Origin of the sequence: Neorhizobium galegae bv. orientalis str. HAMBI 540 (genome assembly GCF_000731315.1) — a bacterium.
Lineage (GTDB): Bacteria > Pseudomonadota > Alphaproteobacteria > Rhizobiales > Rhizobiaceae > Neorhizobium > Neorhizobium galegae.
This window is the reverse complement of the sequence record NZ_HG938353.1, coordinates 52,011-64,091: the sequence shown is the minus strand read 5'-3', so window position 1 is coordinate 64,091 and position 12,081 is coordinate 52,011. Positions and strand designations below refer to the sequence as shown.

Sequence of the window (12,081 nt, the reverse complement as noted above, 5' to 3'; positions counted from 1 at the left end):
AAAGGGCTGAAAAGCCCAAAAGCTTGACATTGCCGGCCAAAACCTTGAAGCCGTGCCCTTCGACAAAACAGGACGACCAGAACCGATGCCCGCAGACATGAGCACGGACGACAAACCGCTATTCGGCCGCCCCTGGATCTTCATCCGCGGCGTGCCCTCGATGAAGTTCCTACCCCCGGAAGGCCCGCTGGAAGTCGCCTTTGCCGGCCGCTCGAACGTCGGCAAGTCGTCGCTGATCAATGCGCTCGTCGGCCAGAAGGCTTTGGCGCGCACCTCCAATACCCCCGGGCGAACCCAGGAGCTCAACTATTTCGTGCCAGACGGCTATTCCGGAGGCGGAGACGACCTGCCCCCCATGGCGCTGGTCGACATGCCGGGTTACGGCTACGCGAAGGCCCCGAAAGAGAATGTGGACGCCTGGACCAAGCTCGTCTTCGACTATCTGCGCGGCCGCGCGACGCTGAAGCGCGTCTATGTGCTGATCGACAGCCGCCACGGCATCAAGAAGAACGACGACGAAGTCCTGGACCTCCTCGACAAGGCCGCCGTCTCCTACCAGATCGTGCTGACCAAGACGGACAAGATCAAGGAACCAGCCGTGGTGAAGCTGCTGGCCGAGACTCAGGAAAAGGTCCGCAAGCATCCCGCCGCCTTCCCGTTCGTGCTCTCCACTTCGTCCGAAAAGGGCAAGGGGATAGACGAACTGCGCCAGGCGATTGCCGAAACCGTCGGCCGCCCGGTCTGACGCTGTTCTTGAAACGGCAGATCCGGCCACCCCCAGGAGAGGCGACCGGATACTGATGTAAAAGCCCCAAACGCGTAACCGGCTTTTACATTTTCGGCAGCAGAACCTTGTCGACCACGTGGATGACGCCGTTCGATTGCTTGACGTCGGCGATCGTGACATTGGAGACGCCGCCCATTTCGTCGGTGAGCGTGATCTTGCCCATGCTTTCCTTGGCTTTCAGGATGCAGCCGCCGACGGTCTTGACGTCATGCGTGCCCTTGTCGTCCTTGATCATCTTCTCGATGGCGGTGGACATGGCGCTGATCGCGACCACATGGCAGGTCAGCACCTTGGTGAGCTGAGCCTTGTTTTCCGGCTTCAGCAGCGTTTCAACAGTGCCCTTGGGCAGTGCCGCGAAGGCTTCGTTGGTCGGCGCGAAGACCGTGAACGGACCCTTGCCCTGGAGCGTATCGACGAGGCCAGCAGCCTTGACGGCCGCGACGAGCGTCGTGTGGTCCTTGGAATTCACGGCGTTTTCGACGATGTTCTTGTTTTCATACATGGCAGCACCGCCGACCTTCGGGTTGGCGGCGAAGGCGGTGACAGTGGTGGCGGACATAACGGTCGCGATGGCGAGCGTGCGGAATGCGGTCTTCAACATGATGGCTTCCTCTCAACGAATCTTGTTGCCCCGGCGCGGACGCGCGCCTCCCAAGGCCTGACGTCCCGACTTTGCGGAGACATCACAAGAGACGGGAGCCGGAGAAGAAGAGTTTCAGCGGCAATGAGAAAGCCGAAAATAAACTATTAAACCTTTGGTTTTATTATCCTATATTTACGGCATTGCCCCCAATTTACGGGACCAACATGTCCCCAACTTGCGTTCGTGCCGGCGTGTGGTGCTCCATTGACCTGCACCGCTCCGTCGATTGCGCGATAATCTCCGGACTTATTATTTCCTCTGTCAAAAACATGCGCTAAAAGGCCACACTCAATATTCAGGGGTATCCCATGACGGCTTCCGAAAGTGAACTTCAGGCAAAGCTTCTGGCGCAGGCGCTGCCTTATATGCAGCGTTACGAAAACAAGACGATCGTCGTGAAATACGGCGGTCACGCCATGGGCGATACCGAGCTCGGCAAGGCGTTCGCGGCGGATATCGCGCTTCTAAAGCAGTCCGGCGTCAATCCGATCGTCGTGCATGGCGGCGGCCCGCAGATCGGCGCCATGCTGACGAAGATGGGTATCGAATCCAAGTTCGAAGCCGGCCTGCGCGTCACCGACCAGAAGACGGTCGAGATCGTCGAAATGGTTCTCGCCGGCTCGATCAACAAGGAAATCGTCGCGCTGATCAACCAGACCGGCGAATGGGCGATCGGCCTTTGCGGCAAGGACGGCAACATGGTCTTCGCCGAAAAGGCCAAGAAGACCGTCATCGATCCGGATAGCAATATCGAGCGGGTTCTCGACCTCGGCTTCGTCGGCGAGGTGGTGGAAGTTGACCGCACGTTGCTCGACCTGCTCGCCAAGTCGGAAATGATCCCGGTCATCGCCCCGGTTGCTCCGGGCCGCGACGGCGCGACCTACAACATCAATGCCGACACGTTCGCGGGCGCCATCGCCGGCGCGCTCAGCGCCACCCGTCTGCTCTTCCTCACCGACGTTCCGGGCGTCCTCGACAAGGACAAGCAGTTGATCAAGGAACTGACGGTCGCCCAGGCCCAGGCTCTCATCAAGGACGGCACGATCTCCGGCGGCATGATCCCGAAGGTCGAGACCTGCATCGAGGCGATCAAGGCCGGCGTGCAGGGCGTCGTCATCCTGAACGGCAAGACCGCCCATTCGGTCCTGCTCGAAATCTTCACCGAACACGGCGCCGGCACACTGATCGTACCCTGATCGCTGATGCCTCCAATGCTCAGCCGGCGGCGGTGAAAACCGCCGCCGCGTCTTCCTTCAGCTTCACCATCATCGCCCGGTAGGGACCCGGCCCGTAGCTGACCCGGCCGACACCAAGTTCACCAAGACGTTTCGGCGACGGAACGCCACTGAACATCATGATGTTGACCGGAAGCGGCGAGGCCTTGCAGAGCGTCTCGATCAACCCCTCATCGGCCAGTCCCGGCGCAAAGAAACCGTTGGCCCCAGCCTCGGCATAGGCTCTGGCGCGTTCGATCGCCTGATCGAGAAGCGCGGCATGCTTTGTCCGGTCGCCTTCCTGAAGGAAAAGATCGGTCCGGGCGTTGATGAAGAACGGCATATCGCGTGTGTCTGCCAAGGCCCGGATGGCACGGATGCGATCGGCCTGCTGCTCCACGGGATAGATACCGCTGCCGCCGATGACCTGATCCTCGAAATTGATGCCGATCGCACCCGCGTCAATGACCCTGGCGACATTTGCCGCCAGCTCGGCCGGATCTTCCGCATAACCGCCCTCGAAATCCACCGAAAGCGGCAGGTCGACGGCCGCGGTGATCGATTTCGCCGTGGCAAGCAATGCATCGAGCGGCAGGTTCTCGCCGTCGGCATACCCTTGCGCTGCGGCGACCGACCAGCTTCCGGTGCCGAGCGCCTTCGCCCCAGCATCCGCAACCGCCTTGGCAGTGCCTGCATCCCAGATGTTGTAGATGATGACCGGGTTGCCCTTCTGGTGAAGTGCTGCGAACGCGGCTGCCTTGTCGCTCTGAGACATCGAAGATCCTCCCGTTGATAGGCTTACCTTAACCGGATTCGGTGACGGATGCCGCCGCAAATCGGGCGGCGATCAGGAAAAGATCAGCCCCAGAATGCCGCAGACGATCAGCGAGCAGCCGAACACTTCCATGCGGTTCACCCGTTCATGAAAGAGGAAATAGGACGCCATGAACGTGAAGACGAGCTCGATCTGGCCGAGAGCGCGGACATAGGCGACCTGCTGCAGGGTCATGGCCGTGAACCAACCGGCCGAACCGACGACGCCAGCCAGGCCCACAAGAGAGGACGACCGCCACGAGAGAACGACCTGGACGATCTCGCGCTTGTCCTTCCAGAACATCCAGACCAGCATGAAAGCGGTCTGGAAGGTCGTGACACAGGCGAGCGTCACGGCAGCCTCCATGACCGGGCCCGGACCACCGAGCGACAACGACGCGGTGCGGTAGGACACCGCCGAAATACCGAAGACGGCACCCGAGGCGATGCCGATGAGGGCGGTGCGGCTGGTCATGGCGACCAGCATGTTGCGCCAGGACAGCGGCATGCGCGCCATCGAGATCGTCATCACGCCGGTCACGCCGACGATGATTGCGGCAACCGAGCCCGGCGTCAGCTTTTCGCCGAGCAGAATGAAGCCGAATATGGCAGCCTGCACCGGCTCGGTCTTGGAATAAGCCGTTCCGACCGCAAAATTCCTGAGCGAAAAGAGATGCACCAGCATCATGGTCGCAAAGATCTGCGCCAGCCCGCCGATCACCGCCCATAAGGCGAAGATCCAGTTCAGCGTCGGAAACGGATAACCGACGAAATAATGGAGGCAGAGGACATAGAGGATCGCGATCGGAAAACCGTAGCCGAAGCGCACGAAGCTCGCTCCGCGCGTGCCAAGAGACCCCTGTAGATGCTTCTGCAGCGCAGAGCGCAGGTTCTGCAGGAAGGCGGCGGCGATGGTGATGGGGATCCAGAGTTCCATATGCTGGCGGTATCACGCGTTCCGGCAGATCGCCAAGGTCGGTCGCGGCTGAAAGCGTTCGTCTTTTTCGTTTTCTTTGCCGCTGAGGCGGTGCATAAAGCGGCCATGGAAAAAAAGCCGCAGACCTTGCCCGATCCCGCCGATTTCGCCCACGTCCGCAACTGGGTGTTCGATCTCGACAACACGCTTTATCCGCATCACATCAATCTGTTCGCACAGATCGACAAGAACATGACGGCCTATGTGCAGGAATTGCTGCAGCTGGAGCCGGCGGAAGCGAAAGCGCTGCAAAAGCAATATTACCATGAGCACGGCACGACGCTGCAGGGCCTGATGCTGAACCATGGCATCGAGCCGGACGGGTTTCTCGAACAGGCGCATGCGATCGACTATTCGGCGCTCCTGCCGCACCCGGAGCTCGGCGAGGCGATCAAGGCGCTTCCCGGCCGCAAGTTCATCTTCACCAATGGCAGCGTGCCGCATGCGGAAGCGGCGGCGCGGGCACTCGGCATTCTCGATAATTTCGACGACATATTCGACATCGTTGCGGCCGACTACGTGCCGAAGCCGGCAGGCGCGACTTACGACAAATTCGCCAGCCTGCACCGGGTCGATACAAAAAGTGCTGCGATGTTCGAGGACCTGCCGCGCAATCTGCAGGTGCCGAAGGCGCTCGGCATGCGCACCATCCTTCTGGTGCCCCGCAATCTGGATGCGGTGCTGATGGAACGTTGGGAAAAGCTTACCGATGAGGACGATCACATCGACTATGTGACCGACGACCTGACGGGTTTCCTCACCGGTCTCAACATCCGCTAACGTTTTATCGCCATTACGAAAAGTTCATCCACATTACGGATGTTTAAGTGGTTTTGACCGCGGCGGTCTCTATCTTCAGGCTATCGAAACAACCTGAAGGACCACCACAATGACCGCAAGAAAGATCGTTCTGGCGACCCTCGGAGCAGCGCTGATCGCCGGCGCAGCCATCCCGGCCTTTGCAGCCCCAGGGCGTGATGGTCCCGACCGCCATAATGGTCCCGGCCGCGCCATGATGCAGGATGTGATGTTCGTCCGCCTGCTGAAGAACGCCGATGCCGACAAGGATGGCAAAATCTCCAAGGACGAGATGACTGCCTTCCAGGACAAGCTCTTTGCGGCCATCGACGCCAACAAGGATGGCACCCTCACGCGCGGCGAAATGTTCGACTATCGCCAGGCGAAGATGGAAGAGTTCCGCAAGAACAACCAGCCGGAAGTCGCCAACACCGCGGACAAAAAGGACGACCAGTCCAACCGCGACATGGCCGATCGGCGCGACGACCATCGCCGTGACCGCGATCATTCCGCCTGGAACCGCGACGGCCAGGGCCGCCATGGCTGGGGCCGCGAGGACGCCCGCTGGGAACGCCCGCATGGCCGCCAGATGATGGGCCAGGGGATGTTCCGCATGGTCGATGAAGACAAGGATGGCAAGATCACCAAGGCGGAAGCTTCTGCCGCATCCGACAAGCTGTTCGCCCGCATGGACACCAACAAGGATGGAACCATTTCCATCGACGACCTGCCGGACCGCCCCCTCTAGTTCTCCGCCCCTTGGAACTAGTTCCGACAGTCGTCCAAAAGACCCGCCCCTTCCCCCAAGGGGCGGGTTCTTTTATTTTTCGGTATCGTAGAAATCCGAGATGATCTTCCACGCCTCTTCCGCGGTCTCCACGAAATTGATGAGGTTGAGGTCGTCCGGAGCAATGGTCCCGAATTCCGCGAGCGCGCCAAAATTGATGATGCCGCGCCAGAAGGCTTCGCTGAACAGGATAAGCGGCATGCGTTCCATGCGCTTGGTCTGGATAAGGGTCAGCGCCTCGAACATTTCGTCCAGCGTGCCGAACCCGCCGGGGAACACCACGACTGCCTTGGCCCGCATCATGAAATGCATCTTGCGGATGGCGAAATAGTGGAAATTGAAGCTGAGCTCCGGCGTTACGTAGCGGTTCGGGGCCTGCTCGTGGGGCAACATGATGTTGAGGCCGATGCTCGGCGCGCCGGCGTCAGCCGCGCCACGGTTGCCGGCCTCCATGACGCCCGGCCCGCCGCCGGTCACCACCACATATTCCTGATGGTTGTAACTTGCGGAATGCCTGCCGCAGAGGGCGGCGAACTTGCGCGCCTCCTCGTAATAAACCGAAGCCGCCTCGAGGTTCTGGCGCTGCGTATCGTTGCGGGCGGCCCAGGCGCTCTGGCCGGGCGCCGGGATGCGCGCGCCGCCGAACAGCACCACGGTCGATTTGATGCCGCGCTCGGCGAGCGCCATTTCGGTCTTCATCAGCTCGAGTTGGAGACGGACGGGGCGAAGCTCCTCGCGGCTAAGAAACTCGTCATCCGCATAGGCGAGGCGATAAGAGTGCGATTCCGTCTGCGGCGTCCTCGGCTGGACTGCGGCGTCGTTTTTGTCCGCCTTGTTGTCCTTCAGCGGATCCCAGGCCCCGTCCTTGCGTCGCGGGCCATCCTTTTTCGCCTTTGCCATTCGCATGATCCTTCCGGCGTCAAATGCATTGACGCCAATTCACATTGACGCTTGAGTGGCGGTCGCTTAGATCAAAAGACACCAAATGGCCACCTCTCCCACCATCACGATACAGAGTGACGTTTAAGGATTTCCCATGAGCAGCCCCGACTTCTCTTCCCTCGAAAAGACCATCGAGACCGCCTTCGACAACCGCGACGGCGTGACTGTTTCGACCAAAGGGGAAATCCGCGATGCGGTCGAGGAAGCGCTCAACCTGCTCGACAGCGGTCAGGCGCGGGTTGCAAGCCGCGGCGAAGGCGGAACCTGGACCGTGCACCAGTGGCTGAAGAAGGCCGTTCTGCTGTCCTTCCGCCTCAACGACATGGAAGTTGTCAAAAACGGCCCCGGTGCCTCCACCTGGTGGGACAAGGTGCCTTCCAAGTTCGAGAACTGGGGTGAAAACCAGTTCCGCGCTGCCGGTTTCCGCGCCGTGCCGAACGCTGTCGTGCGCCGCTCAGCCCATATCGGCAAGAACGTCGTGCTGATGCCATCCTTCGTCAATCTCGGCGCCTATGTCGACGAAGGCACGATGGTCGACACCTGGGCGACGGTCGGTTCCTGTGCCCAGATCGGCAAGCATGTGCATCTTTCCGGCGGCGTCGGCATCGGCGGCGTGCTGGAGCCGATGCAGGCCGGCCCAACCATCATCGAGGACAATTGTTTCATCGGCGCCCGCTCGGAAGTGGTCGAAGGCTGCATCGTCCGCCAAGGCTCAGTGCTCGGCATGGGCGTGTTCATCGGCAAGTCGACCAAGATCGTCGACCGCGCCACCGGCGAGATCAGCTATGGCGAAGTGCCGCCCTACTCGGTCGTCGTCGCCGGCACCATGCCGGGCAAGCCGTTCCCGAACGGAGACATGGGACCGGGCCTCTATTGCGCCGTGATCGTCAAGCGTGTCGACGAGCAGACCCGTTCCAAGACCGCTATCAACGAACTGCTGCGCGACTGATCCGATAAAATGTCTGCTGCCGATCCCATTGCCAATCTCCAGACGCTGACCCGCTGCCGCTCGGTGACACCTGCCGAGGGCGGCGCGCTTGCAGCGCTTGAGGCGATGCTGCTTCCGCTCGGATTCAAAGTCGAGCGGATGGTGGCGACGGAACCCGGCATGCCGGACATCGAGAACCTCTATGCCCGGCTCGGCACCGACGCCCCGCATCTGATGTTCGCCGGGCATACGGACGTGGTGCCGCCGGGGGATGAAACGTCATGGAGCCGGCCGCCGTTTGCCGGCGAGATTGTCGGCGGCGAGTTGTTCGGGCGTGGCGCGGTGGACATGAAGGGTGGCATCGCCTGTTTCGTCGCAGCGGTCGCCCGCCATGTCGAGCAGCATGGCGCGCCAAAAGGTTCGATCTCCTTCCTGATCACCGGCGACGAGGAAGGCCCGGCCGTCAACGGCACCGAGAAGCTGCTGAAATGGGCGGTCGAACGGGGCGAGACCTGGGATGCCTGCCTGGTCGGCGAGCCGACCAATCCGGATGCGCTCGGCGACATGATCAAGATCGGCCGGCGCGGTTCGGTCTCCGGCAAGGTCACCGTCTTCGGTGTCCAGGGCCACGCGGCCTATCCTCATCTTGCCGACAATCCGGTGCGCGGCCTGCTGCCGCTCGCCTCAGTGCTGATGAACCCGCCTTTCGACGGCGGCACGGCGGAATTCCCGGCCTCCAATCTGGAAGTGACCTCGGTCGATGTCGGCAATCCGGCGACCAACGTCATTCCGGCCAAGGCGGCGTTCGCCTTCAACATCCGCTTCAACGACACCTGGACCGCCGATACCGTCAAGGCCGAGATCGTCAGGCGGCTCGACGCAGCAGCGATTGGTAGCCCGCTTCGCCCGGAGCGCGATCCGGCGCGCTATGACATCACCTGGGCAGAACGCCCGAGCCACGTGTTCCTGACCCGCAACAATGCCCTGATCGCTTCGTTATCGGGTGCCGTCGAAAGCGTGACCGGCAAGGTGCCGAAGCTTTCCACAACCGGCGGCACGTCGGATGCCAGGTTCATCAAGGATTATTGCCCGGTCGTCGAATTCGGCCTTGTCGGGCAGACCATGCATATGATCGATGAGCGCGTAGCCCTTGCCGATCTGGAGACGCTCACCCAAATCTATGGGACCTTCATCTCCCGCTGGTTCGATAATGCCCTCCTATCATGAAGTCAGGCTCTACCTCGGCGGTCTCTGGCTGCTGATCAGAGGCGATGCGCGCGGCCTGCGGCCGTTCGACATTTCGGACCAGGGCGTATTGCGTTCGTTCTGGGCGGTCGGCTGGTGCGCGCCGGCATTGATTGTCGGCTGGATCTTTCGGCGGATGGAATACCTCCGTCATTTCCCTCAACGCGAGGACTATTCCTTTATCTTTTTCCTGAAGATGCTGGTCCTCGAAGCGGCCCAGTGGGTCGTGCCGGCCGCGGCGCTCATCGCCCTCGGCTTCATTCTACGCTTCATGCCGCTCGTGCCGATCCTGATCGTGGTGCGCAACTGGTTTGCCGTCCCGCTCGCTTATGCGATCCATGCGGTTTATTCGCCCATCGCTTTCCTATCTGCCCAGCAAGGTGGCGCCATGGGGCTTGCCGGTTACGCTTCGATAATTCTGGCGGCAACCATTCTGATCGCCGCGCTTTTCCTCGCCTGGTGCATTCTAAGAACAGTCATGGGCGGCCCGGTGATGACCCGCATTGCCACCCTGGGACTTGTGCTCCTGACCGACATGCTTGTTGCGCGCGAACTGGAGAATATCATGGGGGTTTCGTTAACCTGATGCGTGATTTCGCCGTTTTGCGAGGAGGCCGCCTTGCCCTCCTATCCTGAAGTCAGACTCTATCTGAGTGGTCTCTGGCTGCTGATCCGCGGCGATGCGCAGGGTTTCCGCCTGCTCGACATTTCCGACCGCGGCATGATGCGCTCGTTCTGGGCGTTCGTCTGGTGCCTGCCGGGCGCGTTCATCTCGTGGCTGTGGTGGCGCGACTATCTGCTCGAAGGCATGCCGTCCGGTGCCCGGATCGGCGGGATTTTCTTCGTTCGCATGGCAATGCTGGAAATCTTCAACTGGCTGGTGCCGCTGATCCTTGCCGGCGTACTCTGCTCGCTTCTCGGCATCGCCCGAAAGTTTCCGGCGGTCGTCGTCACCGTCAACTGGCTCTCGGTTCCGTTTGCCTATCTCTACGGCCTGCTGAGCCTGCGCTTCCTGTTGCCGTCCAGCCTCGATACCGCCTTGGCGCTGGTCCATTTCGCGCTGCTGATCGTCATGATCGTCGCGATATCGCGGGTGATGCGGATGATCTGCGGACCGCAGCCGCTGATGATCACCACGCTGGTGCTGGTGCTGATCGTGCCGAGCATGCTCCTGACCGAAGCACTGCAGCGTTTCCTCGGCATCTACCCGCTCTGACGAAGCTAGCGCTTCAGGGCTCTACGGGGTCGCCTGGATAATCGACCCGCATGAAATAAAGTCCCTCCGGCGGCGCCACCGGCCCGCAGGCCTTGCGGTCCCGCGCGTCCAATGCTGCGCGGACATCCGCCGGCGTCATGCGGCCTTCGCCGGCCAGTTTCAGTGTGCCGGCGAGCGACCGTATCTGATTGTGCAGGAAACTCTGTGCCGTCGCGCGGATTTCGATCAGGTCGCCGCTGCGCGTGACATCCAGTATGTCCAGCGTGCGGACGGGGTTTTTCGCCTGGCAATGAACCGAACGAAAGGTCGTGAAATCGTGCTTTCCGACCAGCGTCTGGGCGGCAGCATGCATGACTTCATGATCCAGATCCTTGGTGACCCACCAGGCACGCTTGGCATCCAGCGCCAGCGGGCCGGCTCGTGAAATGATACGGTAGAGGTAGTATCGCCGGACAGCCGAAAAGCGAGCGTCGAACGTATCATCGACAACCTGCACGCTGACGATGGCGACTTTCTCCCTGGCCATGCCGAGATAGGCATTCAGCGCGTCGCGCAGCCGGTGTGGCTGCCACGACCGCGTGAGATCGACATGCACCACCTGTCCGCGCGCATGCACGCCGGAATCGGTGCGGCCGGCGCCCTTGACCACCACGGTCTCCTTGGTCAGGGACAGGATGGCATTTTCAAGCGCCGACTGTACCGAGTGGCCGTTCTTCTGCTTCTGCCAGCCGACATAGGGCGTGCCGTCATATTCGACGGCCATGCGGAATCGGGGCATCAGGAGAGCCTCGTGCCCGGCCCAAGCGGCGTCCCGCGCAGGAACTCCGCCGCGGCCAACGGCTTGCCGCCGGCCTTCTGCAATTTGAGGAGCTTCACCGCATCCGCGCCGCAGGCAACGGTCAACGCTTCGTCCAGAACCGTTCCGGGCTCGCCCTGCCCCTCGCCGACTTCCGAGCCGAGAACCTTTACGCGCTCCGGCCGGCCGTTGATCTCCGCCTCGAACCATGCGCCCGGAAACGGCGACAGACCGCGAATGTGGTTATGCACGTCATCTGCGGGCTTCGAAAAATCGATGCGCGTCTCACCCTTGTCGATCTTGGCGGCATAAAGCGCGCCTTCCGGCGATTGCGGCGTCAGCGGCAGGTCGTCGGCTGCGAGTTTCCCCATCGCCTCGACCATGGCACGGGCTCCGACCAGCATCAGCTTGTCGTGCAGCTCGCCCGCCGTCATGTTCTCGCTGATTTCCACTTCCCTCGACAGTGCAACGGGACCGGTATCGAGGCCCTTTTCCATCTGCATGACCATCATGCCGGTCTTCTTGTCACCCGCCATGATCGCCCGCTGGATCGGCGCGGCACCGCGCCAGCGCGGCAGGAGCGAAGCGTGGCCGTTGTAACAACCGAGCTGTGTGCCCGTCAGGATCGCTTCCGGCAGAAGGAGACCGTAGGCGACGACGACGGCAACATCCGCCTTGAGTGCGCGGAATTTCTCGCGCTCATCGGTATCCTTGAAATTCGCCGGCGTAAAAACGGGAATGCCCAGCAGTTCGGCGGCCTGATGGACCGGCGACTTCACCAGATCGAGCCCGCGGCGGCCACCCGGGCGCGGCGGCTGGGTATAGACGGCGACGATCTCATGGCCCGCATGTTTCAGGCTCTGCAACGTCGGCACGGAAAATTCCGGCGTTCCCATGAAGATGATGCGAAGAGACATGGACATTCCGCGTCTCAAG

The 12,081-nt window shown here is 61.5% G+C and carries 14 protein-coding genes; 8 read left to right on the top strand and 6 right to left on the bottom strand.

Going from position 1 to position 12,081, the window contains the following annotated elements:
- Positions 1-97 precede the first annotated feature (97 nt).
- On the top strand, positions 98-745 hold the full coding sequence (gene yihA / locus RG540_RS00335) for a ribosome biogenesis GTP-binding protein YihA/YsxC (protein WP_038592743.1): 648 nt from the start codon (positions 98-100) through the stop codon (positions 743-745).
- 85 nt (positions 746-830) lie between these two features.
- Here yihA and RG540_RS00330 read toward each other — a convergent pair whose 3' ends face one another.
- Complete coding sequence (locus tag RG540_RS00330; protein ID WP_038583448.1) at positions 831-1,388, bottom strand: fasciclin domain-containing protein; 558 nt, start codon at positions 1,386-1,388, stop codon at positions 831-833.
- Between the two features lie 350 nt (positions 1,389-1,738).
- Here RG540_RS00330 and argB point away from each other — a divergent pair, with 350 nt between their 5' ends.
- On the top strand, positions 1,739-2,626 hold the full coding sequence (gene argB, locus RG540_RS00325; RefSeq protein WP_038539277.1) for an acetylglutamate kinase: 888 nt from the start codon (positions 1,739-1,741) through the stop codon (positions 2,624-2,626).
- A gap of 19 nt (positions 2,627-2,645) precedes the next feature.
- On the opposite strand, the gene RG540_RS00320 is transcribed toward argB, so the two are convergent.
- Both RG540_RS00320 and RG540_RS00315 read right to left on the bottom strand, forming a co-directional pair.
- A complete protein-coding gene (locus tag RG540_RS00320) occupies positions 2,646-3,419 on the bottom strand; it encodes an isocitrate lyase/PEP mutase family protein (RefSeq protein WP_038583445.1) in 774 nt (257 codons plus the stop codon).
- 72 nt (positions 3,420-3,491) lie between these two features.
- On the bottom strand, positions 3,492-4,394 hold the full coding sequence (locus tag RG540_RS00315; protein ID WP_038583441.1) for a DMT family transporter: 903 nt from the start codon (positions 4,392-4,394) through the stop codon (positions 3,492-3,494).
- A 105-nt stretch (positions 4,395-4,499) separates the two neighbouring features.
- Between RG540_RS00315 and RG540_RS00310 the strand changes: the two genes are divergently transcribed.
- Together RG540_RS00310 and RG540_RS00305 are read left to right on the top strand one after the other, a co-directional pair.
- Entirely contained in the window at positions 4,500-5,213 is a 714-nt protein-coding gene (locus RG540_RS00310) for a pyrimidine 5'-nucleotidase (protein WP_038592740.1), read from the top strand.
- A 109-nt stretch (positions 5,214-5,322) separates the two neighbouring features.
- Complete coding sequence (locus RG540_RS00305; protein WP_038583438.1) at positions 5,323-5,979, top strand: EF-hand domain-containing protein; 657 nt, start codon at positions 5,323-5,325, stop codon at positions 5,977-5,979.
- A 72-nt stretch (positions 5,980-6,051) separates the two neighbouring features.
- Here the strand turns inward: RG540_RS00305 and RG540_RS00300 are convergent, their stop codons facing one another.
- The gene (locus tag RG540_RS00300; protein WP_038583435.1) at positions 6,052-6,918 is read right to left on the bottom strand and encodes an LOG family protein; all 867 of its coding nucleotides are present in this window, start codon (positions 6,916-6,918) and stop codon (positions 6,052-6,054) included.
- Positions 6,919-7,054: 136 nt separating this feature from the next.
- Here RG540_RS00300 and dapD point away from each other — a divergent pair, with 136 nt between their 5' ends.
- From dapD to RG540_RS00280, 4 genes are read left to right on the top strand one after another with little or no spacing between them, the layout of a single operon-like run.
- Positions 7,055-7,909: a 2,3,4,5-tetrahydropyridine-2,6-dicarboxylate N-succinyltransferase gene (gene dapD / locus RG540_RS00295; RefSeq protein WP_038583432.1), complete on the top strand. Its 855-nt coding sequence runs from the start codon at positions 7,055-7,057 to the stop codon at positions 7,907-7,909.
- A 9-nt stretch (positions 7,910-7,918) separates the two neighbouring features.
- A complete protein-coding gene (gene dapE / locus RG540_RS00290; protein WP_038583429.1) occupies positions 7,919-9,115 on the top strand; it encodes a succinyl-diaminopimelate desuccinylase in 1,197 nt (398 codons plus the stop codon).
- Positions 9,099-9,719: a hypothetical protein gene (locus RG540_RS00285; RefSeq protein WP_038583427.1), complete on the top strand. Its 621-nt coding sequence runs from the start codon at positions 9,099-9,101 to the stop codon at positions 9,717-9,719. The genes dapE and RG540_RS00285 overlap by 17 nt, the downstream gene beginning before the upstream one ends.
- A 33-nt stretch (positions 9,720-9,752) precedes the next feature.
- Positions 9,753-10,349 (top strand): hypothetical protein, encoded by a 597-nt coding sequence (locus RG540_RS00280; protein WP_038592739.1) that lies wholly within the window; start codon positions 9,753-9,755, stop codon positions 10,347-10,349.
- 13 nt (positions 10,350-10,362) lie between these two features.
- On the opposite strand, the gene truA is transcribed toward RG540_RS00280, so the two are convergent.
- Positions 10,363-11,127 carry a tRNA pseudouridine(38-40) synthase TruA gene (truA, locus tag RG540_RS00275; RefSeq protein WP_038539246.1) on the bottom strand — a complete coding sequence of 255 codons (765 nt, stop codon included), beginning with the start codon at positions 11,125-11,127 and terminating at the stop codon, positions 10,363-10,365.
- The gene (gene fmt, locus RG540_RS00270; RefSeq protein ID WP_038592736.1) at positions 11,127-12,062 is read right to left on the bottom strand and encodes a methionyl-tRNA formyltransferase; all 936 of its coding nucleotides are present in this window, start codon (positions 12,060-12,062) and stop codon (positions 11,127-11,129) included. Before fmt ends, truA begins: the two co-directional genes overlap by 1 nt.
- Between the last annotated feature and the right edge of the window lie 19 nt (positions 12,063-12,081).

Coding starts and splice junctions, on each gene's coding strand:
- yihA (WP_038592743.1), top strand. CDS start 98: ATGAGCACGGACGACAAACCGCTATTCGGCCGCCCCTGGATCTTCATC.
- RG540_RS00330 (WP_038583448.1), bottom strand. CDS start 1,388: ATGTTGAAGACCGCATTCCGCACGCTCGCCATCGCGACCGTTATGTCC.
- argB (WP_038539277.1), top strand. CDS start 1,739: ATGACGGCTTCCGAAAGTGAACTTCAGGCAAAGCTTCTGGCGCAGGCG.
- RG540_RS00320 (WP_038583445.1), bottom strand. CDS start 3,419: ATGTCTCAGAGCGACAAGGCAGCCGCGTTCGCAGCACTTCACCAGAAG.
- RG540_RS00315 (WP_038583441.1), bottom strand. CDS start 4,394: ATGGAACTCTGGATCCCCATCACCATCGCCGCCGCCTTCCTGCAGAAC.
- RG540_RS00310 (WP_038592740.1), top strand. CDS start 4,500: ATGGAAAAAAAGCCGCAGACCTTGCCCGATCCCGCCGATTTCGCCCAC.
- RG540_RS00305 (WP_038583438.1), top strand. CDS start 5,323: ATGACCGCAAGAAAGATCGTTCTGGCGACCCTCGGAGCAGCGCTGATC.
- RG540_RS00300 (WP_038583435.1), bottom strand. CDS start 6,918: ATGGCAAAGGCGAAAAAGGATGGCCCGCGACGCAAGGACGGGGCCTGG.
- dapD (WP_038583432.1), top strand. CDS start 7,055: ATGAGCAGCCCCGACTTCTCTTCCCTCGAAAAGACCATCGAGACCGCC.
- dapE (WP_038583429.1), top strand. CDS start 7,919: ATGTCTGCTGCCGATCCCATTGCCAATCTCCAGACGCTGACCCGCTGC.
- RG540_RS00285 (WP_038583427.1), top strand. CDS start 9,099: ATGCCCTCCTATCATGAAGTCAGGCTCTACCTCGGCGGTCTCTGGCTG.
- truA (WP_038539246.1), bottom strand. CDS start 11,127: ATGCCCCGATTCCGCATGGCCGTCGAATATGACGGCACGCCCTATGTC.
- fmt (WP_038592736.1), bottom strand. CDS start 12,062: ATGTCTCTTCGCATCATCTTCATGGGAACGCCGGAATTTTCCGTGCCG.